Below are 24,224 nucleotides of genomic sequence, written 5' to 3'. Positions count from 1 at the left end.
GTTTGAAATGCTTTACCAATATCCAACGTTAGCGAAGATTGATGAGACAGGACATGCAATCCAGGTCAATGCAGACAGTGTGATTCAGGGACTACCACATTTATCTGGGGTCGATTACTTTGTAAAAAGTAAGAAACAGCATAATTATTACGTGTTTATTGATCGTGGTGATCAAGGTGGAGCAGTTATTCATACTGATAATTACAGTGATTTAGGCTTCTTCTTAATTGAAACACCGTTATCTGACTTTTATTTAGATATCAATCCGGAAACTAGCCTATTGGAAATGTATGATGGCGCCGGTGTCGTCACTGATTTTACGGATGCAGTTGAAAAAGATGAGATCGCCAAATTGCTCAGTCAGTACCAGAATGCTACGGATGAAGAGTTGATGGCCACTGATGTTTACACAGAGTTAGACAAGTATGTGAGTCAATACTTGGAATTAGATGAAGAAACCGAAAAAAACGTGAACCTTTCGATTATTCGAATAGCTATTCTCAGTATTAGCCAAAATAATAGTGAAGAACCGCAAAATTAAAAAGTCGTCCAGTGAGCTGGTGACGCCCCAAAGTTAGACCAAGATCTAGCTGTTGAGACCACCAGAATAGGGGCGGCTTTTTCTTTGTCAGAAAATTAAAGACTTAAGTTAACTTAACGGACTGGTTTTAGTTAAAGAGGGAGCATTTATTTTCAAAAACGAGTCAGCTACGGATAGGCATGGTCTGGGCAATAAGGCCTTAGCAGCACTCGCCTTGTCATTGAAATCCGATAAAAAAACCTGGGTCTACACTTTCTGGTATTGGTGAATAACTGATACCAGTTTTTATTTTGAAAAAAAAGGACATTTGCCCTCTTTGTGTTACGATTTAATCGCCAAATAAAATCGAAAAGAGGAAAAACAAATGTCCCTAACTAATTCTATCCTAAGCCTATTCGAAATAACAGACCCTAATTTAACTGTAACTGAGATTACTAAGGAACATTATCCCAATGGGCAACACGTTCATGTCGTTCACGCTATCCTTTCCTATCAACTTTTAAAATGTCCTCATTGTGGCCATAAATCTCTAATCAAAAATGGAACTCACATTGGCCATCTAAGATTGGGAACCTTATCAGGTGGACGTTATGAGATGCAGCTAAAACGACAAAGATATCAATGTAAACGGTGTTTAAAAACCTGTGGTGCTCAAACTAACCTCGTTAAACGTAATGAAACTTTTACGCATAATGTGAAACATCAAGTAATTGTTCTGGCTCGGGATATGCTGACCAGTAAAGAAATCGCTAAGATTTGTGGGATTTCACCAAGTAGTGTTCAACGCATTTTAAATGCGAATATTCACTTAGCTTATCGTGTTAAAACACTCCCCCAAAATCTTTGTTTTGATGAATTCCGTTCCTGTAATCATCTAATGTCCTTTAACTGTTGCGATGCCGTTAGTCATCGCCGCATTGTGATTCTTAAGGATCGCCTTAGTAAGGATATCATTGATTACTTTGAAGCTCGCTATTCAGTTCAAGAACGTATGAAAGTTCAAACAATCACCGTTGATATGAATGCTGAGTATGCTGGCTTTATTCATCGGTTATTTCCTAAGGCAATAACCATCATTGACCGTTTCCACATTATTCAACTTGCCGGTCGGGCACTGGATAACGAACGTACACGTGTGATCCATACTTTTCAAGATAAGCATTCCCGAGTTTATCGCATTCTAAAATCGCAATGGCGTTTGTTCCATTTGGCAGAAGAAAAGGTCAATGATACTAAACTTATCTATTTACGCGGTATCAACGAATACATGACCCAACAGAACGCCATTGACCTAGCCTTAGATGAATTTCCAGAATTTAAAACTGTGTATCAAACCTATCAAGGAATTCTAACAGCCATTCAACAAAAAGATGCGGTTGGATTTAAAACCTTGATTGCCAACTACAAGGCGGCTGGCAACCAAATGGATATTACTATCTCAACTTTAATAAAGAATGGTCCTGCTGTTCTCAATAGTTGTCGTTACCCGTATTCCAACGGTCCTATTGAAGGACTAAATCGTAAAATTAAGGTGTTAAAGCGTAGCTGTTTTGGTTTTCAAAATATTCATAACTTTTTCATTCGTATCAGTTTAATTTATGCGTAAACAAAAAAACACATTCACCGAAGTGAACATGCTTTTCAAAAATCTCTACCAATACAATTTGACAGAGACCCAAAAACCTCAAATCTGGTTTTGAGATTTGAAGCAGTGCATGACTTTATGAATTTGAGGAAGTTTCCGATTCCGGATCAGCAGAATCTTTGACCGGTTTTTTGGGGATTAACGGCTCGTCCTCTAGTTGAGAAAGGAGATTATAAAGTGCGCCATATAAATTAGCATCGCTTTTGAAATGCGCAGTAAGTATTTCAGGAACCACCAAAGTCTTTCGGAGCAATTCGTTTTCTTCACGCAGACGCTGCAATTGATGTTTGATTTCTGGTACAAGAATGCTTTCGGCACTAATACCGCCACCAATGACATACCGTTTGAGATCTAAAACCGCCTGTGTATTTACGATAATATAGGCGATGCGACGGCAATACTGTTCAAAAATTTTACGGGCTGCAGGTTCACCATTTTGTATGGCTTTAAAAACCCGCATTCCATCCGTCCGATCAGCAAAATCTAAGGCCGTTGCAATTTCGTTAATCATTTTAACTGCAGAGCCGGCAGAAAACATTAAATTATTCGGATCATTTGGCTCACCATTCATTTGCGATAACATGAAACTTAAGTCGCCACCCTGTGCGTTTGAGCCGTGCCAAAGGTGGCCGTCTAAAATAATGCCTCCATCAACAGCAGTACCCAAAATAATTGCCGCCCCGTTTTTAATGTTCTGCAAATTACCCAACCAAAGCTCAGCTAGTGCTGCTGACTTACCACCATTTTCCATACTGACTGGCAGTTCATAGCGCCGGTTGATGATTTTACTTAGGCTAAGCCCGTGAAGCATCGGTAAGGAGCCACCATAATAGATGATTTGTTCTTTTTGGTCGATTCTACCGGGCACACTAAAAGCAATGCCCTTCACATGAGGTTGCACTTCATTAATGACCATATAAATTTTTTTGAGAAAACTATCCACACTGTCACGTGGGGTTGCAAACTGGGATTTTACCTTCAGATTGCCGCTGTGATCGATCAAAGCGTATTTGGTGTAGGTTGCCCCAATATCGATACTCAAGTAATCTTTCCCTGGCGTATAATTCATTTGCTTAATCCCTTCCTTTACTCAATAAAGCCATTATAGCGCACTTGGTAGCGATCTCACAATGATAACTAAAATATTTAGGGGTTCCAAAATCCCGCCAGAACGCTCTTTTTAATGTGGTTTGCAAAATTAGTTTGCTATTCTTAGAGAAGTCTTTATACTAAAAGTATCCAGATAGTGAGGAGAAATGTATGAAAACAGCAATTGTGACCGATAGTTCTGCTTATCTTACCGCGCAACAGGTTCGAGATAATGATATCATTGTGGTCCCCATTACGGTTATTTTTGGGCAAGAAACTTTTTTGGAAAATATTGATATTGACGATCAAACCTTTCATGAAAAATTGCAAACTTCGGGGTTGATGCCTTCTACGACACAAATCACGTTAGGGCAAATGCAAGAAGTGTTCGATAAACTGATTGCCAAAAATTATGACGAGGTTATTTGCATTCATCTGTCTAGCGGCATTACGAGCTTTATTAATAATCTTACGGAATATGCAAAGTCCATTACGGAAATCAAAGTGCTTCCATTTGATTCGCGGATGACGAGTCAGGGTGAAGCTAATATGGTTTTATTGGCAGCCAAGTTGCGGCGTGAAGGCAAAACCGGTGCTGAAATTATGCCTTATTTAAAACGTCTGCGTGAAAGTACAAAGGTTGACTTCATGGTGGATAATCTCAGTTTCTTGATGCGCTCGGGTCGAATTACCAATCGGTCGGCGATCATGGGAAATTTACTAAGAATTAAGCCAATTCTGGACATGGACGAAAAGGGCCAGATTGTGATTCAAAGTAAGGAACGCACACGTAAACGAGCGCTAAATAAAGTTTTAGAAAACCTACATTCTGATTTGGATCGGGCGGAGTCAGAATATCGGGTGTCCATTATTTATGGGATCGATCGTGAATTGAGTGCTAAATGGGAAACGACGATTAAAGAGACGTTTCCAGCAGCTGTTTTCGAGAGCAATCAGTTAGGACCAGTGATCATGTCCCATACTGGCGAGGAAATTGTCGGTGTCATTTGGGGAAAAGACTGGGAAAAAATAAAAATTGAAGATTAACAGCTTATTAGGGACTAAGAAGGGGAACTTTCGTGGCCCTTTTTTGTCACTTGTTAAAATTAAAAAATAATGTTATATTGTGAAAATTAGATTAAAAAAGGAGCTATTTCCATGAAACCAATAATTGCAATTACAGCGGACATCCGGGTAGCAGCGTCGGAAGTGATTAATGAGCGACAGGCCGACTTTGCGCCACGGGGAGCGGTCGATGCCGTTTTAGCGGCAGGCGGACTGCCAATCGTCTTACCTTATACGCAGCCGGAATTGGCCGGCCAACTCGTGACAACTTTTGATGGGTTGCTCATTCCTGGCGGCCCTGATGTGGATCCCACGTTTTTTGGGGAGGAGCCAATTCCTGAAATCGGCCGAACTTACTATAAACGGGATGCCTTTGAAATTGCTTTGATTAAAGCTGCCTTAGCTCAAAACAAACCAATTTTTGGAATTTGCCGAGGCATTCAGATTATTAATGTGGCGATGGGAGGCACGGTTTTCCAAGACTTGGGCGTTCAAGATCCTACTTGCCGGATTCGCCATGCCCAAGTTGCTCCCGGAGATTTTCCAACGCATCATATTACCCTGGATGCTCATAGTCGGCTCACGTCGATTTTGAAAACGAAGCGGGCTTACGTGAATTCGCGGCACCACCAAGCTGTGCGCAAAGTGGCTGCGGGTCTTCAAGTGACCGCGCAAAGTGACGATCAAGTAATTGAAGCGGTAGAGTCTACTCAAAATAATAACGTGGTCGGCGTCCAGTGGCATCCAGAGAACATGTGGCAAGAATTTCCGGAACAGTTGAATCTGTTCAAGGATCTCGTTGACCGCAGCCAACACACTAAGTAAAGAGAGGATGACTGTATGCAAGCTGAAGTAAATAAACAAAAAATGGGGTTTTGGAGCATTGTCCTGTTAGGGATTAACGGCATTATTGGTTCGGGGATTTTCTTATTGCCAAATCAAGCTATGAAATTGATGGGAACTGCCAGTATTGGTGTGTTTATCTTTGATGCGTTGCTTGTAACTAGCATTACGCTTTGTTTTGCGGAATGTGCCTCTTTATTTGAGGTGAACGGCGGTCCCTATATTTATGCCAAAGCCGCCTTTGGAGAATTTGTGGGCTATGAAGTGGGCTTTGTCACGTGGGCAATTCGAATTATTGCCGAAGCTACAATGGCTGTGGCGTTCGCAACGGCACTTGCGGGCATTGTCCCGGCATGGAATACAGTGCTTGCCAAGAATTTCATTGTGACGCTTGTAATTGTGATCCTTGCCTTAATGAATATTTCTGGGGTAACCTTGTCAAAAATTGTGAATAATATTGTGACGATCGCCAAATTGTTGCCCCTGATTCTTTTTGTGATTGTCGGTTTCTTCGCCATTAATGGCAGTCATTTTCATCCGCTTTTTCCGGATGGTCACTATCAATCTGGTGCTTTCGCAGCAGCTGCTGTACTGTTGTTTTATGCGTTCACGGGCTTTGAAGGTTTGGTTGTCGCTGCCGGGGATATGCGCAAACCAGAAAAGAATTTACCACGGGCAATTTTATTAGTCATCGGGCTTGTGACCCTATTTTACGTGTTGCTACAAGTCGTCTCAATTGGCATCCTCGGCCAGGACTTAGGCTCATCTACGGCTCCGATTCAAGAAGCCTTTGGTAAAATAGCTGGTAGTTTTGGGACGGGGCTAGTGGCGGCAGGAACCATTATTTCCATTGGTGGTATTTGTGTAGCATCTTCATTTATTACACCGCGCTCCGGGGTGGCAATGGCGGAAAATGGCATTATGCCGGCGGTTGTCGGCAAGCGAAATAAGCGCAATGCCCCCTATGTGGCGATCATTATTTCAGCAACCATTTCGTTGTTGATTGCGTGGTCCGGCACCTTTGAAACGTTGGCCCAAATCAGCGTCGTTTCGCGGTTTGCACAGTATATTCCAACTTGTTTAGCGGTCATTGTTTTCCGGCATACGCGTAAAGATCAATTACGAACTTTTAAAGTGCCCGGTGGCTGGTTTATTCCAGTTGTGGCAATTCTAGTAAGTATTTGGTTGTTAATTCAAGTTGATAAAACACAATTGCTGTTCGGCTTTGGCGCACTAGTCATTGCGGTTCCTTTCTACTGGATCATGAGTCGGCAGGCCAAAAAGGCTTAAGAATAAAAAACAAAAGGACTGGGAATTTTTTCTCAGTCCTTTTATGTTTGCCAACTTTAATAGTGGCCTTCCGGGGCAAGTCTAATGAGTCTGCCCAACTACAAAATCGAACAATTCAAATGAGGAATCATTCGGTTTTTTACCTATGTGCGGCGTTAGCATAGCGTTTGCCCACGCACTTATTTTTTTAAAATTCTTCGTAAACGGCGGGATCCTGATCCTTAGTGCGACCATCAGGACGATCTAAGGCAGTAATCGCCGCCATTTCCGCATCCGTCAGTTCAAAATCAAAAATGTGAAGATTTTCTTTTTGACGAATTGGCGAACTGGATTTAGGCAGGGGCATCACTCCGAGCTGGGTTTCCCAGCGAAGAATGGTTTGCCCAATTGACTTGTGATGGGCATCAGCAATTTCTTTGATGGTCTGATCCTGTAAAACGGCGTTTGCGCGGCCAAGCGGGCTCCATGCCTGGGTTAAAATATGATGTGCTTGGTCATATTGCCGCTGGGGAGCTTGTGAAAAGTACGGGTGCAACTCTACTTGATTAACAGCAGGTGTAACCCCAGTTTCCTCAATGAGGCGATCAATATGCTCGGGTAAAAAATTGGAAACCCCGATGGAGCGAACGAGCCCCCATTTTTGCGCATCAATGAGCGCTTTCCAGGCTTCGACATACTGATCTTCTCTGGGATTTGGCCAGTGAATTAAATAGAGATCAAAGTAGCGTAATCCTGTTTGATATAACGATTCTTGGATGGTGGTTAGCGCCTCGCTGTATTTGTGGTGACGGCCAGGGAGTTTAGACGTCACCAAAATTTGGGAACGTGGAATATCACTGTGACGAATGGCTTCACCTAGGGCACCATGATTTTCGTAATTATAGGCGGAATCTAGTGAACGGTAGCCGGTGTCTAAAGCACTCCGAATGGCCCGCGCACCGGTGGCCCCGTTGAGTTTATATGTTCCGAATCCAATTTGTGGGAAGCTGGCCCCATCATTTAATTTAAGTTGTGGAATTGTATGACTCAAGTTAACATCTCCTAAAGTTAGAATGATTGACATTCGGTATGAATGGTTTAACAATGAAAACGTTCTATACATTTAGGATAAGCTAAATCAGGATGGCATGCAAAAAATAGCCACTGAATTTTGGAAAGGATTGAAGATAATGACAGAAATAAATGCGGCCAATGCTGGTACGTTAAGCTTAGGAGATCAAACCTTTAATCGGTTGGGGTACGGCGCGATGCAACTGCCTGGAAAAGGTGTCTGGGGACCCTCGGCGGATCCACAAAATGCGGTGGCAGTTTTACGCCGGGCAGCTGAATTAGGGGTTAATTTTATCGATACTGCCGATGCTTACGGGCCTTTTACAGCTAATTTATTGATTAAAGAAGCTTTTGCCCCTTACAACGGTAATTATCAAAACTTGACCATTTCCACCAAGGTGGGCTTCACACGCCAAGGGCCTAACGAGTGGACAGTAGTTGGCAGACCGGCGTATTTACGGCAGGAAGTTGAGCTTAATTTACGAAGTTTAGGCCTCGAAACCTTAGATCTGGTATTTTTACATCGCATTGATCCTAAAGTTCCTTTGGGTGATCAGGTTGGCGAACTGGCTAAAATGCAAAAAGAAGGCAAAATTAAGCATATTGGACTCAGTCAGGTCTCCGTTGCGCAAATTGAAGAGGCCGGGCAGTATGCTAAAATTGAGGCGGTCCAAAACCTTTATAATGTCACTAACCGTAAGGATGAAGCTGTTTTAAATTACTGTGAAGCCCACCACATCTTATTTGTTCCGTGGTTCCCACTGGCGACGGGAGCCTTGGCAAAACCGGGATCGGTATTAGATAATTTGGCAAAAAAGCACCAGGCTAGTCCGGCTCAAATTGCCTTAGCGTGGTTGTTGAAGCGTTCGCCAGTCATGCTGCCAATTCCAGGTACTGCTAATCAGGATCATTTGGCACAGAATGTGGCGGCAACGAATATTGCGTTGACGGACGAAGACGTGCAAGCAATTAATGCGCTCCAGTAATTCTGTATTTTCTAATCATTATGATAAGCATTAAACTTGAGAGCGGGTGTTAGGATTTGCTATGCTAATCATGTAAACAAATCTTGTTTTTTATGAGAGGCGTTTATAGCGACAACTAAGTGATCACTGGTTGCGGTTATGAGTAATACTCTAGATAAAACAAAAGGAGTGAGCAATGATGTTAGGATGGCTATGGGCTTTAATTATTGGTGGCATTATAGGTGCACTTGCGGGTGCAATTACAAGTCGTGATCTGCCAGCAGGATGGATTGGAAATATTGTGGGTGGATTGGTCGGCGCATGGTTGGGGCAATCTCTGTTAGGAACATGGGGACCTCAGTTGGCAGGAATGGCATTGATTCCTTCTATTATAGGTGCAATTGTAGTTGTCCTGATCGTGTCAGCAATTTTTGGGATGAGAAAAACAAGATAAATAAAGTGAACGTAGCGAGTCGTTAAGACTAAAAGAAATAGGTACGGCGTGGACGGGAGAATTCCCGGCCGGAAGCCGTGCCTATTTCTTTTAGTCTGACTCGCGGAGTTGTCTTCAGCAAAGAAGAGAATGCGTTCTTAGATAATTTAATTATTTTTGGCTTTTAAAGTGATACAGTTAAGAATTGAAAGGATTAAAAGTTCTAAATGATTGTCGCCTACCTAGCGAAAGGGGAGATCGAGAATAGAATTCACAAAAAAACTGAGAAAGTTGATGCTTTTCCCAGTCTTTTCCGATTCATTAAGTTTTCAATTAAGCGTGTGAAATATCAGCTACAGATTCTTCTTCAGAATACTGATTTTCTTCTTTGATCAAACGTGCACGTTCTTTTTTGTTGTACCATGGAGAAGTGGTGAATGCCAAAACATCGTTAATGAGATAAATTGAACTGTTTACAAACATTGCCAAAGTAGCTGATCCTTGACGGAATGAAATGAACCACAAAACCATTTGCGCAATACCAGATGCAACCCACCAGAAGTACTGGTTGTTGAAACGCAAGAAGCAAATGATCCCAGCGGTTAAACTGATCGAGAAACTAATGGCATCTACCCAAGGACGAGGGTCATTTGTAAAGGTACCAATGAGGTAGCCAGATACAAAGTAAACGACGATGGTAGAAACAACGGCGATAAACCAAGTTTTACCTGTAAACTTACGGATTTTAGAAACCATGTTCACGTTCCAGTTGGCACTCATCAGAACTGGTAAGTCTAAGGTAACTACATAGGCGAGCTGTTCAGCCATACTTAAGTAGTTTTTAGCAGCAAAACCTGTAATAATGAAGCAAAGTGCGGATAAAAGTCCTAACCAGCCATTAACGGATTTGGCAGCATTGATGGCTAAAATACATAAAACACCTAGTGTTGTCCCAATAAATGTGGTAATTGTTAATGCAGTAATTGGTGCGTTAACCAATGTCATGATCTGGCAGCCAAGACTGAAAAAGAACAAATAATAGTTTTGTTGTGGCCATCCCTTTAGTTGATGAGCCAAAAAATGTAAGTAATTAGACATATAATCTTCTCCCTAGCATGAATTCTGCATATACGGCCGTATACAACATGTTCTGATTCGAAAATCAGATAACACTATATATTGTATCCCCAAATAAAATAAATGAAAGTCTTGATTTTATTTTTTTTTTGATGTATAGGAAAAAGTACTACTAAAAATTCACATTGTTTTGAAAAGTAAAGGTAATATTCTAAACTAAATGGAGACAGTGAGGTGAGCAAAATGGATTTCAATTATTGGGGAAGCATCTGCATGGCCGTATTTATAACGTTATGGTTAACGGATCGTCGTCGTTTTTTAAATGGCTATTTTTTAATTGCTGCTTTAGCATTCTTTGTGGCGGCTGTTTGGCAATGGCTTGAGGTTACCCAAGAACCGTGGATGCAGGCCTTTCTCTTAATTGTCTCCCTAGCTTTTACAGGATTGGTGCCCATCGGCCTAGCGTTGTTTGCGGTGGCCTGCACCCTGTATAGTCACCGATTAATTCGTGCTTCGGGGCGTAAACCTGGCTACTTTTTACTGGAGTCGGTTGGCGTTTTAATATTGGGCACTTTATTTTTCACCTTTTTAAATGCGTTATTTATCCATAGTGAGCTTATTTGGACCCTATTAGGATTGGTTTATCTGTGGCTCCTCTATTTAGCTTTTGGCTTTTTATCCTACGCCGCGGCTTCTTTGCTCGATGAACTACCAGTTGCGTACAATGTTGATTTCATTGTTGTCTTAGGCGCCGGTTTGCTGCCTAATGGGCAAGTTTCAAAAATTTTACAACAACGCTTGGATAAGGGGCTTAGTTTATATCGCCGACAGGAAAAATGGGGTGCACATCCAAAATTTGTTGTTTCTGGCGGACAGGGGGCGGATGAAATTATGGCTGAGAGCCAGGCCATGAGTTATTATCTTCAGGAAAATGGTATTCGTCCGGAACAAATTATTCAGGAAAACAAATCCACTTCTACATATGAAAACCTGAAAAATTCGCAAGTGATTATGACTAAAGCTAAAATTTTTCATCGGGCTATCTTTGTGACTAACAGTTTTCACGTTTTCCGCGCTGGCATCATTGCGAAACAACTGAATTCGACGATGACCGGGGTTAGTGCACCAACGTCTATTTACTATTTGCCATTTGCAGCCTTTCGCGAATATTTGGCATTGGTTGTGATGTTTAAATGGATAAATGGAGGGGCATTGACAGTTCTAACGGTTGGTTACTTAATCTCTAGGTTATTCATTTATTAATTGCTTGATGAACATGGTATAATATCGTCAAGGAGGAGAAAATCATGACTTTACGATTAAGTATGAAAAGAGGATTTGTCGCACTGCTGGCACTTTTAGCAGTATTTTCCTTAACTGCTTGTTCTAAGCGCGACCAAGCTAGCTTAACCAGCAGTTCGACAGAGTCTTCATCATCCACACCCACAAATCAGAAAAAAGCAACTGCTTTACTAACTAAAGCACAAAAAGAAATTGAAAATGGCAAAACGACAACTGCCCTTGCAACTTTAAAAAAAGCACAAAAACTAGATAGCAATGATGGTAAAGTGAACGAGCTTTTAGCGAATGTTCAAAACTATCTGGCAGCTAAAGCGGCACTGAATGATGGTGATACGTCTTCAGCAGAATCCAGTTTGAATAAAATTTCTACCGAACAGGCTAAAAGCCCGGCTTTAACATCGCAGGCGAAGACTTTGACTACTCAAGCTAAGCAACTAGAACAAGCTAATAGCCTTTATCAAAGTGCCTATGATGCGGTCACCAATGGTTATTATGAAACGGCTAAAAGTTCGTTGGCGCAGCTAAATGCGTTGCCTTCTAATGTGAGAGCAATTAAAAAGTTGCAGGATCAAGGTGCAGCTTTGACGAACCAGATCAATGTTGCCCAATCTAGTAGTTCGAGTGCGGCAACGAGCAGTTCTAGTTCCAGTACTACTTCTGAATCAACCAGCAGTTCTAGTTCTTCACAGACCACGGGAAGTTTGTCTGATTCACAAATCGATAGTATTATTACATCGTTCCAAAGTGCAGCCGGTCTTTCCAGTCAAAGCGGTTTGTCTTACAGTGTGAGTCAGGTAGCTACTAACTCTTATCAAATTGAAGTCCGGCAAGATAATTCGACTAATACGGTGGGAAGTTTAACCGGAATATACAGATACAATACCCAGACGGGAAGCGTTTCAAAGTTAAATACCATCTCAGGTAAATATGAAACAAATTAATTTTGAAACAAAAAGTAAATAAACGGGTCTCTGTCAAATTGTATTGGTGGAGATTTTTGAAAAGCATGTTCACTTCGGTGAATGTGCTTTTTTTGTTTACGCATAAATTAAACTGATACGAATGAAAAAGTTATGAATATTTTGAAAACCAAAACAGCTACGCTTTAACACCTTAATTTTACGATTTAGTCCTTCAATAGGACCGTTGGAATACGGATAACGACAACTATTGAGAACAGCAGGACCATTCTTTATTAAAGTTGAGATAGTAATATCCATTTGGTTGCCAGCCGCCTTGTAGTTGGCAATCAAGGTTTTAAATCCAACCGCATCTTTTTGTTGAATGGCTGTTAGAATTCCTTGATAGGTTTGATACACAGTTTTAAATTCTGGAAATTCATCTAAGGCTAGGTCAATGGCGTTCTGTTGGGTCATGTATTCGTTGATACCGTGTAAATAGATAAGTTTAGTATCATTGACCTTTTCTTCTGCCAAATGGAACAAACGCCATTGAGATTTTAGAATGCGATAAACTCGGGAATGCTTATCTTGAAAAGTATGGATCACACGTGTACGTTCGTTATCCAGTGCCCGACCGGCAAGTTGAATAATGTGGAAACGGTCAATGATGGTTATTGCCTTAGGAAATAACCGATGAATAAAGCCAGCATACTCAGCATTCATATCAACGGTGATTGTTTGAACTTTCATACGTTCTTGAACTGAATAGCGAGCTTCAAAGTAATCAATGATATCCTTACTAAGGCGATCCTTAAGAATCACAATGCGGCGATGACTAACGGCATCGCAACAGTTAAAGGACATTAGATGATTACAGGAACGGAATTCATCAAAACAAAGATTTTGGGGGAGTGTTTTAACACGATAAGCTAAGTGAATATTCGCATTTAAAATGCGTTGAACACTACTTGGTGAAATCCCACAAATCTTAGCGATTTCTTTACTGGTCAGCATATCCCGAGCCAGAACAATTACTTGATGTTTCACATTATGCGTAAAAGTTTCATTACGTTTAACGAGGTTAGTTTGAGCACCACAGGTTTTTAAACACCGTTTACATTGATATCTTTGTCGTTTTAGCTGCATCTCATAACGTCCACCTGATAAGGTTCCCAATCTTAGATGGCCAATGTGAGTTCCATTTTTGATTAGAGATTTATGGCCACAATGAGGACATTTTAAAAGTTGATAGGAAAGGATAGCGTGAACGACATGAACGTGTTGCCCATTGGGATAATGTTCCTTAGTAATCTCAGTTACAGTTAAATTAGGGTCTGTTATTTCGAATAGGCTTAGGATAGAATTAGTTAGGGACATTTGTTTTTCCTCTTTTCGATTTTATTAGGCGATTAAATCGTAACACAAAGAGGGCAAATGTCCTTTTTTTTTTCAAAATAAAAACTGGTATCAGTTATTCACCAATACCAGAAAGTGTAGACCCAAATAAACGGCATAAACACAAATCGGATTGTTTCCAGATGAAGCGTTCATCTCGAAGCAATCCGATTTTTTGTGTGGTTAAAATAAGTTTATTTGGAATAGTCTTTCCTTTTGAGATGGATGGCAGTGACGATCCCCAACCCGAGCGCGAGGCCCGTCACAATCAAAAATCCCAGTGAAGAACCTTCTGCTGGCATTCCGCCGGTGTTCATGCCCCAAATACCAGCAATTAGAGCGGGAACCGAAATGATGAGCCCCGCGGAGTCAAGGTACTTCATTAAATGATTCAAGTTGTTGTCCATCATGTCAGTAAATAATCCCCCAATCGTTTCCAACAGATCACGATAAATCCGAATCATTTTACCCGCATGGCGTTGACGCAACTTAATATCATACAGCAGCGCTTCATTATCCAGTTTGGCGACAAATGATTTTTCTGTCCACAAAACATCAAGCGTTTCGGCCTGATCTTGGAGGGTGTGATCCAGATAAACGACACGGCGCTCGGTATCTGCTAGGCGGAAGAGTTCCTTATTTTCCGTTGTTTTTCGCGCTGCTTGATCTAACTCATCAATGGTTTGTTTCAGCGTGGTTAATTCTTTAATGTAATGGGTATAGATAGTTAAGATCGAAAAGGCCATTAAAAGCTGTTTACTGGTAATTTCGAAACGCTTTTTTTCCAGCAGATGTTCGATAAAAACGGAATCGGCATTCATGTGCGTGATCACTAATGAATCAGAAATGACAAATGAAATGGGCTCAAGCCGGGTTTCGATACTGGCTTGTGTGTCAGCAGTCAGATCCATTAAAACAAGGGAGTAACAGGTGTTAAGGCTAGTGCCACTGAGCTTTTCAAAGCGGGTAACTTCTTCGGCACGCGTGGATCCAATAAAAATATCATTTGGCAATTGAAATTGATCGATAACGGTTTGAATTTCTTTTGATGACGCATCTTTCAAAACTAGCCAATTCGCATGGCGCGGATTAGTCGTTTTGACAACACCCTGATTGGAAATGTTAAACTGCAAAATCATAACTCCGTCTCCTTTCCGATTCCAGAAAATAACTGTCATAAAAATAGGCTGATTTTATCGGAGAGCCTTTAAAATTAGAAAAATCAATTGAATCGTCTAGTTTAAGTATGACAAAAATCAGCCTGCAATATAAAGAATTTGCTTATTTTAATTATTAGTTTTTGTTGAGCATCTAACTTGGAAAGAGGCGAGTCGTTCGTTATTCTAGAAGTATCAAGAAGGAATCTTCTTTAAATTATTTAACCTGTTAAAGAGGATTCCTTTCCTTTGATAACGTGTTGGCGTCACTGGCATCCAGAAATTTGAAAAGGAGGAAGATAACGTATGCAGGAACCAGATTTGCAAGATCCACGTGAGCTTTATCACACAGAGGGGTTTGAAAAGCAGGATCAAGAAACACCAGCTCTTCAGACAAAAATGCAGCCTAAACCGGATTGCGGTGAGAAGACTTATCAAGGAAATCACAAGTTAGAAAATCGGCGTGTGCTGATTACGGGTGGTGATTCCGGGATTGGTCGCGCTGCCGCCATCGCTTTTGCCCGTGAAGGAGCTAATGTAGCTATTCAGTTTTTCCCAGGAGAGGAAAAAGATGCTAATGAAGTTGCCGAATATATCGAGGAAGCCGGTCGTAAGGTGCTCTTACTCCCTAGTGATCTTCGCCAAGAAGATGCTCCAGAAAAACTAGTTGAGAAGACAATTGCTGAATTTGGCGGCCTTGATACGCTGGTTTTGAATGCGGCACAGCAGATTTCGCGCCCATCACTTGAAGAACTCTCCATTAAACAGGTTCAAGATACTTTTCAAGTGAATATTGTGTCCATGTTTGCACTGGTCAAAGCAGCGCTCCCACATTTACCAGCCGGAAGTAGTATTGTGACGACAACTTCTATTCAGGCCTTTAATCCAAGTGCACATCTGATGGATTATGCGGCAACCAAAGCCGCAATTGCCAATTTTACGGTTAATTTGGCCAAGCAGGTAGCAGATAAAGGAATCCGCGTTAACGGCGTTGCACCGGGACCGATTTGGACACCGCTCCAATTAGACCATGGGCAGCCAACGGAAGCTTTGCCAGAATTCGGACAAGATAGTTTGTTAAAACGTGCGGGACAACCTGCCGAATTAGCTCCTGTGTATGTCTTCTTAGCTTCTAATGATGCAAGTTACGTGACTGCACAAATCTACGGCGTTACGGGTGGCGAAGCGATTAATTTATAGGAGGACGAACTTATGAATAAATTCTCAAAAACGGTCCTCGTTATTGGTACTTTACTTTTTATGGTTGTGTGCGTATTCGTGGCCTCAGTCACTTGGCCCGGAGATCAACAGTCACAACTGTTAGGAAGTATCAGGTACTTCTTTTTAACCAATTACTACGCGTACACGACGTTATTTTGGATTGCCGTCTTATGTCTAGCATTGTTTTTAATTGCATTGGTAGTGGTCCTCTTCTATCCGAAGGCGACAACGACCTTTGTGCTCAAAGACGATCGTGGCAAACTAAGCGTGCATAGTCGGGCTATTGAAGGAATCGTTCGTTCCATGATTAATGACGAAGACTTTATCGGTTCGCCAAAAGTGCGAGTTCAAACGCTCAATCATCGCATTAGGGTCATGGTTAAAGGTGAGATTAAACGCACCTCCGCATTAGTGGACCACACAGAAGATTGGTCGGCCCGGGTTCAAGAGCGCATCCGGAATTTGATTGGTGAGAACCATTCAGTCAAAGTAAACGTCAAATTAGACCGTTATGAAACGAGAGATACGACAGCTTCCAAAAATGTTCGTGTAGAGTAGGAGGTCGCAAATGAAAGAGATATTTGACGAATATAAGCTCCCCATTATCGGCGGCATTGTGGGACTGGTAATTGCTATTTTACTGGTCACAATTGGTTTTTTTCAGACGTTACTGCTGATTATTTTAATGGTAGTGGGGGCGACAATTGGTTTGTATCTAGATAAGACACATATCTTAGATGACTATTTAGACCGTAAATAAGAGGAGGAAGTTGACATGAAAGAAAAAGAAATTATGCAACCAAATAAGATGACAGATTCTAAACGATCAATGACAAGGAGAGAACAAATGACTAACGAAACAAATACACAAACCTCAAATTCAGTTCGCGGTGAACTCACTTATGATGATAAAGTTGTCCAAAAAATTGTGGGCATTGCTTTAGAAGAAATTGATGGTTTACTCACTGTGGACGGCGGCTTCTTCTCCAACATCAAAGAAAAATTAGTGAATACGGACGATGTGCATACCGGGATTAACGCAGAAGTCGGCAAAAAACAAGTGGCCTTAGATATGGATATTGTTGCTGAATATGGCAAAGATATTGAAGATATCTATGATCAAATGAAAACCGTTATTACACGGGAAGTTAAGGAAATGACACACTTGGATGTTATTGAGTTAAACGTCAACGTGGTCGATGTTAAAACACGTGAGGAATATGAAGCTGATAGTGAAACGGTTCAAGATAAAGTAAAAAATACAGCTGAAAAAACAGGTGATTTTGCTTCCCGGAAAACGGACCAAGCAAAACGGGCGATGGATAAAGGTCGTCGTAAAGTAGATGAAGCAAGAGAACCGCGGGTTGAATAACCACAGGTCGCTTAATGAGAATAAAAAGTACTGCTTGAAAGTGAAAAACTACTTTGGCGAGCAGTACTTTTTTTGTGTCCGAAAGACCAAAAAGTGCCTTAATGGCGACCGCTATCTGACAAGATGGTCCCTTGTTTGCTAACTTAGGTGCACATTCAAAAAAAAGGAAGTTTTTGTAAGCGTTTTGTTATTCTATGGTAAAGTGTAAGAGGGGAGCGTGCGAATAAACAGGAGGGTAAGTGAGACGTAAGTATGTATAAAGCAGATTTATTAGAAAAGAATCAACAATATTTAGTTAGAATTTTGGAGATCCTCTATTTAGATGACGGTCCGATCACCAAACAATCGTTGGCGAAACGCCTAAAAATCTCTTTAGCCACTTTAAAGCGGTATTTGGAAGATCTGCAAACAGATATGCAAGTACTTATCCAAGATGGCAAAATTTCGTTTGACATTAAGGCGACCACTGTCGAGTTTCGTGTGCGTCAGAACTTTGCGATTGATAGCTGGCTTTTTGAACGCTACCTAAAAATTTCTCCTAAGTATCAAGTTATTATGTTTCTTTATGAACATCCGGGGGCAAGTACGTACATCCTACAAGAAAAGCTTAACTTAAGCGAGGCATCGTTATATCGGGTTATCAAGCAGTTGAACGATATTTTGGTAGAATTCGATCTAACTATTCGTAATGGTAATTTGGTGGGCGATGAATTACAAATCCGGTTTTTTTATTATACTTTATTTCAACTCGTTAACTATTATCCACAAAAACTTGCCGCAGATTTGAATCAGTTTATTAACGCTTTACAAGATGAGCTCCATTTTTATTTTCATTCAGAAGCGGTTCATCGGGTCCATTTATGGCTTGTAATTTCGCAAAATCGTGCTAATTCACAGGGGAGAATGCAAATGAAAATTGCCCCCAAAGTAAGGGAACTGTATGCGAATAATGAGTTATATACACACGTTAAAAAAGTATTTCAAAAAACATTTTCGATTCGCTCTCAAACGAGATCACAGTTTGAAACCGAAGCCTTTTGCGTGATGTTGATGAGTATGGCTATTTTTAACAGCAAAACAAATGTGGCGAGACGCTTTTATGACATCTACAATTCTCAACAAACTCAACTTGCGCAGATTGTCGATGAAGTTAATCACACGATCCAAGCAACGCTGGAAATTAGTGATCAGCAATGGCCATTTGAACTCAAGAAACTAGTTTTTGATATCTGTGCCCGGCCCTTTTGTTTTACCGGGAACATGGAGTATATGGACGACCTTTATGAGGACTATTACGTGCACCATTTCTTTACTAGTCAAGCGCGCCGGGTCGTGCAAGAACTCATGCGGGTATTGCGGCGTTCAAATATGCCGGCATTAAACGCCTTGATTAGGCACAACGTTCTTTATTTTCAACGACGACTTTTGTTTGTGGTGCGTGATTTTCGTTATCAACAAATTCGCGACATTAATATCGGGGTTGACACGACGTTTGATTATTACGTCAGTCAGGTTATTATTGATCTGATTCGAAAAACGTTTAAAAAGGATCTCCGCGTTAACGTCAATTATTATCAACCAGGTAATGCTTATGATTTAGTATTAACTAATTATCATAAGGAACCGTATGATGACACGGATTACACATACTGGTTAACCAATATTGGGACTGTCCATGACCTCGAGGCAATTAAAAAAATTGTCGAAACCCATTTCTATGAAACCACTCCTGTACATCGGTTAATGTTTAAAAAAAATAATATTGAATAAAAAGCATTTGTAGTTAGAAAATTCGCCCAAACGTTGGCAAAACGACCGGGATTCTAGGCTATAAATGCTTTTTTTGGTATTTGTGGGTACTTATTTATGAATGCCACGTTTAAAAATGTAGGATAAATTTAGACATCCTGGGGCTATTTTTTCAAAAAAAAGACTAAACTAAAAAAATATGAAATCGTTATCATAAAAAACTTGTTATGATTAACGTGTAGAAAAGAGTGGCACACCAAAGAGAGGTGATGATTTGTGAAAAGAATTTTGAAGTCCTTAATCGTCTTCATCACGCTAACTAGTCTTCTTGGGTTTTACCACTATCAGAAGACCTATGCGGATGATGCCGAATCGTTAATTAGCCTTAGTACCCAAACCCCAACGGCAAATGTCGGCGATGTTGTGGCAGTGAAGGTTACGCGAAGTCAAATTCAGGTAGCTGACACTCAAGAAGTGAGTCTAGTGGTGCCAGTGGGATTAGAGATTGAACAAACAAAACTGGCACAAACAGCCCAGACAAGTCATTTTCAGTATCGCCTAGAAAGTGATCACCTCGTTTTAACCATGTCAAAGACAACGGCTGGTAGTTTTGCATTACCGTTTGTGGTCAACTCGGCGGGAACGTATTCGCTGAGCTGCATCGATAGTGGGGGTGCTTTGAAGAGTAACGTGTTACAGATCAGCGGGCAATCAGCTTCGGAAACAAGCGCTACACAGGCCACAAGTGAGTCGCAAAGTTCCACCGCGCAATCCGCTTCATCTGAGGAACAAGCAAGTAGTGCCTCAATCGACAATCAGGCGCAAACGACTGCTGAGAGCACAAAGAGTGATTCAAGCACTAACGAAAAGGAGTCGTCAAATGCGCAGAGTGCTAGTGCTCAAGCAAATACAGCCAGTGATTTTAGCGTTTCCAGCTCAACAGCCAATAGCAGTTCTAAAACCCCAACAAAATCTGGTCGAGCGGGGGCAACTGCAGATTACACTTTAGATCAGATACCTGGTAAACATGGAATTGCCTATTTATATTACTATGCGAACACTTCTGCGCAAGCCATTTCTGGGATTGTTCAAGATACAGTGAAGGAAAAAATTACTGCTAGTTACACGCTAACCAAGCTTTCAGGAAGTGGTCCCAATCCACCACAAGCTGGGGTTAGCCAATCATTAGGCACAATACAAGCCACGGGTAGCGGTGCTAAAGATAAATTTAGTTTTTCAATTCCAAGTAATAAATTTCCAACATATACCGCCGCCATCGTGGGATCAGTTTATCAGCTTCGGGTATTTTTTACGAATGCTCAAGGATTTGTAAGTTCCTTTACGCTGCGAATTGGTTATATAAGTGGTGATTTAACGCTAACTGCACCTGACAAAATTGATTTTGGCAGTAATCTGGACCCTAATCTAACTGGAAAACAAGTTTATATGGGGAAGATCGCTGCCGGCAGTCAGGCTCTGAGCGTGAAAGATACCCGTGTGCTTCCGAGCGGTGTAACTGATAACGGCTGGAGCCTAACCGTGGCACTGACCAAACAAATGACGGGAACAACAACCAAGAGTGTGCTGACCAACAGCCTCCATTATTTAAATGCCGGGACGGATTACACGTTAAGTTCTGCCGCCAGTCCAGTTAAGAATTTAACAACCTCCGAACCGAATACGACGACGGATATTTCCGGTGATTGGAACAATCAAAACGGACTGGCCTTTGAACCGACAGCCGGTCAACCGATTGCTGGGGAGACCTATTCCGGCACGGTTACATGGAATTTGCAAGATACGCCGGCTAACCAGTAGGGAGATGATGCATAGTGAAAAGAAGATTCGTACTCGTGATTTTAAGTATCGCCACGATGTGTTTGTTCAATTCACCTATTCGTGGAGATACGCATGTTTCGCAAAGTTACGTTGGCTTTACGAAATCAACACCGAAACCCAATGTATCTGATCGACCGATCCAAGATACTATTGTCACACAGCCAGGCAAGAAGCAGGCCTACTTACCACAAACCAATGAGCGTGCGGACATCACCTGGCAAGCAATTGGAGTGGCTGGAATCGGCTGGATCATCCTCTGGGGTGTTCGGAAAAGCAAACGTACGCAACAAAAGTAGCTAAGACGGCAATCCAATTCAATAATAACTAAATCAATCATCACAACCTCAATAATAACTAATTGTAAAACCCTTGGGTAACTATAAACATGATGTCAATAATAAACAGGATAGGAGCGATTACCATGATCAAAAAAGCAACTTTACTTTCAATTATCAGTATTAGCGGACTTGCTTTAGGAGCCTTGGCCCCGGTCACGGCTTTAGCAGACACACGGACAGAAAATACCACGGCTTCGGCAACTTTTAAAGAAAATACCACGGAACCGGTAGATCCCGTTGATCCAACTGATCCGGAACAACCCGGCGGTGGAGAAGGAACTGGTGAAGCTGGTCCTTTAAGTATTGATTATGTTTCCAACTTTAATTTTGGAACGCATGATGTGCCAACTGCAGATACCGTGTACACGGCTGAAGATGATACTGGTAGTGACAAAACATTTCCAAACTACGTCCAAGTCTCAGATCGACGTGCTGGTGATCCTAAGGGCTGGAGCTTGACCGTTAGCCAAAATGGCGATTTTAAGGATAGTAGCGCTGATAGTCTGACCGGTGCTGAAATCTTAATGGGAACCGGGACAGTCAAAACAACCAGCAACACTTATCCAGAATCTAACAAAACGGTAAGTTCCACGACTGACGGCACGGCATTAGACCCGAATGGGGCCACAATGAATGTCATGAGTGCTAAAGCTGGTGGTGGTTCAGGAACTTGGCTAGATGTTTTTGGGACTGAGGGCAACGCCACAGTTAAATTATCCGTACCCGCAGCGGCACATCCTAATGCAGATAGCTACAGCACAACTTTAACTTGGAGTTTAGCAGATACACCAACAAACTCGTAGAAATAACTAAAAGGGGGTCGTCACTGTGAAATGGAAAACTTATCTTCTGATTATGCTAACTTTGGTTGTGGGAATGCTTACCCTTTCTCCGGTTTCGGCGAATGAATTAACTTTTGGTGTTCAAGCCAACCTGCCGAAGAATCAGGTTGATCAAAAGGTCACCTATTTTGATTTGCAGCTTGATCCGGGGAAGCAGCAAACGGTCACGGTGACCGTCACAAACGGAACCAAAGAAGAAGTTAAAATTAATCCAGAAGTGAATACAGCGACGACCAACCTGAACGGTGTTGTTGAATACCAACATGTCAGTTCAAAGAATTTGGATCCTTCGTTAAAGTATTCGTTAGCAGATTATGTGACTCCCGTTGAAAAGACCGTCGTTTTAAAAAGCAAATCAAACCAAGAAAATTCATTTGCGCGTGCGGATGCCTAAAAGTAAATTCGATGGTGTGATGGCTGGTGGCATTCGTCTTCAAGATGAAAATGCCAAAATCAGTCAGACAGCGAAAAAGAAAAAAGGCACCACGGTCCAAAATGAATATGCCTATCTCATCGGATTTGTTTTACAGCAGAATACGAAAAAAGTCTTACCTGATATGAAATTAGCGAGTGTAAAACCCGGGCAAGTCAATCTTCGTAACGTGATCAACGCCCGGCTTCGCAATGTCAAAGCGACTTACCTGAATAAGTTGTCAGTTAAAGCAAAGGTTCATAAGGTTGGCAGTTCCAAAACACTCTATCAACAAAAGTCCATTAACATGCAGATGGCACCTAATTCTGTCTTCAATTATGGACTCAAGCTTAACGGACAACCGCTAAAAGCAGGCAAGTACGTGATGGACATCACGGCGAAGTCGAAACAACAAATCTGGCACTTTAAAAAGCAGTTTACCATTACCCGTAAAAAAGCAGCGACCCTGAACGCCAAAGATGTTTCCATCAAAAAAGACTACAGCTGGATTTACTTTACGATCGGCGGTCTCATCCTCTTACTCCTTTTCGGCATCGCCTTTTGGGTAATTCGCAGAAAACTTAAGGCCAAAGAAGCCGAAAATCAAGCGCTAAAAGAACAACTTAAGCACCACGAAAAGTAATTAAAATAACCCCTCCTTGAAGAACGATTTCTCCTGTGAAAACTCGGGAGATCGTTTTTTTCGTGTTTGTGAAGCAAAACAACTTATTGTTTTTATAAGAACTCCACAAATGGTAAACTAAAAGAAAACGAAACGAAAAGGGGTTATTCAGATGCTTGCACGCCTTAAGGAAACACAGTTTTTTAAATTTCTCATGATTTTTGTGCGTCGTTACCAGCTGGGAAATATTTCTAATAACGGGATCGTGTTGGCATATTATACCTTGCTGTCGTTTTTTCCGTTGCTGTTATTAATTGGAAACTTACTCCCACTTTTGAATTTGCCGGTCAAAACGGTGCTGCAGTACGTTAAACAAGCCATGCCCGAAAATATTTACACGATTTTACGCCCGCTAATTGAACAACTGTTGACGTCCAACAATGGCGGGATTTTTTCAGTGGGGGTTGTGGTGGCGCTCTGGTCCGCAAGTCGGGGGATTGCAGTATTTCAAAAAGCTTTGGATGCGACCTACGAAATGCAGAATAGTTCCAACGCTATCCTAAGTCGGATCTTATCCTTTCTGATTGCTTTTCTGTTCATGATAGCGCTAGTGTTGATCGTGCTGTTCTTCTCATTGAGTTCAGCAGTTTTGAATTATTTAACGCCGATCCTGCATTTACCGGCTGATTTGAGCAGTTTTGTGGCGACAATTAAGTGGCCCATTACCATTATTGGTGCTTGGGGAATTTTAGCCGTTTTGTTTGTTGTGGTCCCCACGGCGCGAGTTTATTGGCGGTATGTTTGGGTGGGAGCAGCCTTTTCGATGGTTGGCTTATTATTGCTAACCCAATTTTTCGCTTTGTATCTGCGCTATTTTGGTGGCGCGATGACGACTTACAAAACAATCGGAACCTTCATTATCATTATGCTGTGGCTTGATTTTTTGGCCGAGATTTTACTGATTGGCGGGGTAGTCAATGCAGCCCTTCAGGAATATTTCCAAAAACGCCCGTTTGAGCCGAAAATCCCGTGGTTAAAAAAACGGCAGCAAAATAAAAATAAACTGGTATAATAC

25 protein-coding genes are annotated in these 24,224 nt (G+C 41.5%); 20 read left to right on the top strand and 5 right to left on the bottom strand.

Features of this window, described 5'->3' with window-relative positions; translation table 11 throughout:
* Positions 1-7 precede the first annotated feature (7 nt).
* Both ACLJJ6_RS08275 and ACLJJ6_RS08270 read left to right on the top strand, forming a co-directional pair.
* A complete protein-coding gene (locus tag ACLJJ6_RS08275; RefSeq protein ID WP_412988894.1) occupies positions 8-541 on the top strand; it encodes a hypothetical protein in 534 nt (177 codons plus the stop codon).
* A gap of 364 nt (positions 542-905) precedes the next feature.
* Complete coding sequence (locus ACLJJ6_RS08270) at positions 906-2,147, top strand: ISL3 family transposase (RefSeq protein WP_412988599.1); 1,242 nt, start codon at positions 906-908, stop codon at positions 2,145-2,147.
* Positions 2,148-2,262: 115 nt separating this feature from the next.
* Here the strand turns inward: ACLJJ6_RS08270 and ACLJJ6_RS08265 are convergent, their stop codons facing one another.
* Positions 2,263-3,255: an ROK family protein gene (locus ACLJJ6_RS08265; RefSeq protein WP_412988892.1), complete on the bottom strand. Its 993-nt coding sequence runs from the start codon at positions 3,253-3,255 to the stop codon at positions 2,263-2,265.
* A gap of 191 nt (positions 3,256-3,446) precedes the next feature.
* Here ACLJJ6_RS08265 and ACLJJ6_RS08260 point away from each other — a divergent pair, with 191 nt between their 5' ends.
* From ACLJJ6_RS08260 to ACLJJ6_RS08250, 3 genes are all read left to right on the top strand, one after another.
* A complete protein-coding gene (locus ACLJJ6_RS08260) occupies positions 3,447-4,322 on the top strand; it encodes a DegV family protein (protein WP_412988890.1) in 876 nt (291 codons plus the stop codon).
* 111 nt (positions 4,323-4,433) lie between these two features.
* A complete protein-coding gene (locus ACLJJ6_RS08255) occupies positions 4,434-5,165 on the top strand; it encodes a gamma-glutamyl-gamma-aminobutyrate hydrolase family protein (protein WP_412988888.1) in 732 nt (243 codons plus the stop codon).
* A 15-nt stretch (positions 5,166-5,180) separates the two neighbouring features.
* Positions 5,181-6,473: an APC family permease gene (locus ACLJJ6_RS08250; RefSeq protein ID WP_412988886.1), complete on the top strand. Its 1,293-nt coding sequence runs from the start codon at positions 5,181-5,183 to the stop codon at positions 6,471-6,473.
* Between the two features lie 187 nt (positions 6,474-6,660).
* On the opposite strand, the gene ACLJJ6_RS08245 is transcribed toward ACLJJ6_RS08250, so the two are convergent.
* Positions 6,661-7,503 (bottom strand): aldo/keto reductase, encoded by an 843-nt coding sequence (locus tag ACLJJ6_RS08245; RefSeq protein ID WP_412988884.1) that lies wholly within the window; start codon positions 7,501-7,503, stop codon positions 6,661-6,663.
* A 139-nt stretch (positions 7,504-7,642) separates the two neighbouring features.
* On the opposite strand from ACLJJ6_RS08245, the gene ACLJJ6_RS08240 reads away from it, so the two are divergent.
* Positions 7,643-8,509, top strand: coding sequence for an aldo/keto reductase (locus tag ACLJJ6_RS08240; protein ID WP_412988882.1), 867 nt, complete (start codon positions 7,643-7,645; stop codon positions 8,507-8,509).
* Between the two features lie 178 nt (positions 8,510-8,687).
* Positions 8,688-8,942, top strand: a complete 255-nt coding sequence (locus ACLJJ6_RS08235; RefSeq protein ID WP_412988880.1) for a GlsB/YeaQ/YmgE family stress response membrane protein — start codon at positions 8,688-8,690, stop codon at positions 8,940-8,942.
* A gap of 312 nt (positions 8,943-9,254) precedes the next feature.
* On the opposite strand, the gene pnuC is transcribed toward ACLJJ6_RS08235, so the two are convergent.
* On the bottom strand, positions 9,255-10,019 hold the full coding sequence (gene pnuC / locus ACLJJ6_RS08230) for a nicotinamide riboside transporter PnuC (protein WP_412988879.1): 765 nt from the start codon (positions 10,017-10,019) through the stop codon (positions 9,255-9,257).
* A 222-nt stretch (positions 10,020-10,241) separates the two neighbouring features.
* Between pnuC and ACLJJ6_RS08225 the strand changes: the two genes are divergently transcribed.
* Positions 10,242-11,261, top strand: coding sequence for a YdcF family protein (locus ACLJJ6_RS08225; RefSeq protein ID WP_412988877.1), 1,020 nt, complete (start codon positions 10,242-10,244; stop codon positions 11,259-11,261).
* 44 nt (positions 11,262-11,305) lie between these two features.
* Positions 11,306-12,241 carry a hypothetical protein gene (locus tag ACLJJ6_RS08220; RefSeq protein WP_412988875.1) on the top strand — a complete coding sequence of 312 codons (936 nt, stop codon included), beginning with the start codon at positions 11,306-11,308 and terminating at the stop codon, positions 12,239-12,241.
* Between the two features lie 96 nt (positions 12,242-12,337).
* On the opposite strand, the gene ACLJJ6_RS08215 is transcribed toward ACLJJ6_RS08220, so the two are convergent.
* Both ACLJJ6_RS08215 and ACLJJ6_RS08210 read right to left on the bottom strand, forming a co-directional pair.
* Positions 12,338-13,579 carry an ISL3 family transposase gene (locus ACLJJ6_RS08215; protein ID WP_412988180.1) on the bottom strand — a complete coding sequence of 414 codons (1,242 nt, stop codon included), beginning with the start codon at positions 13,577-13,579 and terminating at the stop codon, positions 12,338-12,340.
* Positions 13,580-13,791: 212 nt separating this feature from the next.
* Positions 13,792-14,736: a magnesium transporter CorA family protein gene (locus ACLJJ6_RS08210; protein ID WP_412988873.1), complete on the bottom strand. Its 945-nt coding sequence runs from the start codon at positions 14,734-14,736 to the stop codon at positions 13,792-13,794.
* A gap of 324 nt (positions 14,737-15,060) precedes the next feature.
* Here ACLJJ6_RS08210 and ACLJJ6_RS08205 point away from each other — a divergent pair, with 324 nt between their 5' ends.
* The 11 genes from ACLJJ6_RS08205 to ACLJJ6_RS08155 all read left to right on the top strand — a co-directional run bounded on the left by ACLJJ6_RS08205 (position 15,061) and on the right by ACLJJ6_RS08155 (position 24,221).
* Complete coding sequence (locus ACLJJ6_RS08205; RefSeq protein ID WP_412988871.1) at positions 15,061-15,954, top strand: SDR family oxidoreductase; 894 nt, start codon at positions 15,061-15,063, stop codon at positions 15,952-15,954.
* Positions 15,955-15,966: 12 nt separating this feature from the next.
* Positions 15,967-16,533 carry an alkaline shock response membrane anchor protein AmaP gene (gene amaP / locus ACLJJ6_RS08200; protein ID WP_412988869.1) on the top strand — a complete coding sequence of 189 codons (567 nt, stop codon included), beginning with the start codon at positions 15,967-15,969 and terminating at the stop codon, positions 16,531-16,533.
* Between the two features lie 10 nt (positions 16,534-16,543).
* Positions 16,544-16,735: a DUF2273 domain-containing protein gene (locus ACLJJ6_RS08195; protein WP_412988867.1), complete on the top strand. Its 192-nt coding sequence runs from the start codon at positions 16,544-16,546 to the stop codon at positions 16,733-16,735.
* A gap of 69 nt (positions 16,736-16,804) precedes the next feature.
* A complete protein-coding gene (locus tag ACLJJ6_RS08190) occupies positions 16,805-17,347 on the top strand; it encodes an Asp23/Gls24 family envelope stress response protein (protein ID WP_412990456.1) in 543 nt (180 codons plus the stop codon).
* A gap of 252 nt (positions 17,348-17,599) precedes the next feature.
* Positions 17,600-19,117 (top strand): helix-turn-helix domain-containing protein, encoded by a 1,518-nt coding sequence (locus ACLJJ6_RS08185; RefSeq protein ID WP_412988865.1) that lies wholly within the window; start codon positions 17,600-17,602, stop codon positions 19,115-19,117.
* Between the two features lie 255 nt (positions 19,118-19,372).
* Complete coding sequence (locus ACLJJ6_RS08180; RefSeq protein WP_412988863.1) at positions 19,373-20,914, top strand: cell surface protein; 1,542 nt, start codon at positions 19,373-19,375, stop codon at positions 20,912-20,914.
* Positions 20,915-20,928: 14 nt separating this feature from the next.
* Positions 20,929-21,231: a hypothetical protein gene (locus tag ACLJJ6_RS08175; RefSeq protein WP_412988861.1), complete on the top strand. Its 303-nt coding sequence runs from the start codon at positions 20,929-20,931 to the stop codon at positions 21,229-21,231.
* Positions 21,232-21,356: 125 nt separating this feature from the next.
* On the top strand, positions 21,357-22,076 hold the full coding sequence (locus tag ACLJJ6_RS08170; RefSeq protein ID WP_412988859.1) for a WxL domain-containing protein: 720 nt from the start codon (positions 21,357-21,359) through the stop codon (positions 22,074-22,076).
* A 25-nt stretch (positions 22,077-22,101) separates the two neighbouring features.
* Positions 22,102-22,509, top strand: a complete 408-nt coding sequence (locus tag ACLJJ6_RS08165) for a DUF916 domain-containing protein (protein ID WP_412988857.1) — start codon at positions 22,102-22,104, stop codon at positions 22,507-22,509.
* Positions 22,502-23,170, top strand: a complete 669-nt coding sequence (locus tag ACLJJ6_RS08160; RefSeq protein ID WP_412988856.1) for a DUF3324 domain-containing protein — start codon at positions 22,502-22,504, stop codon at positions 23,168-23,170. The genes ACLJJ6_RS08165 and ACLJJ6_RS08160 overlap by 8 nt, the downstream gene beginning before the upstream one ends.
* A gap of 151 nt (positions 23,171-23,321) precedes the next feature.
* Positions 23,322-24,221, top strand: coding sequence for a YihY/virulence factor BrkB family protein (locus ACLJJ6_RS08155; RefSeq protein WP_412988854.1), 900 nt, complete (start codon positions 23,322-23,324; stop codon positions 24,219-24,221).
* Positions 24,222-24,224 lie beyond the last annotated feature (3 nt).

The organism is Pediococcus siamensis (genome assembly GCF_047220215.1).
Lineage (GTDB): Bacteria > Bacillota > Bacilli > Lactobacillales > Lactobacillaceae > Pediococcus > Pediococcus siamensis.
The sequence above is the reverse complement of the archived record's forward strand: the minus strand, read 5'-3'. Positions and strand labels throughout refer to the sequence as shown.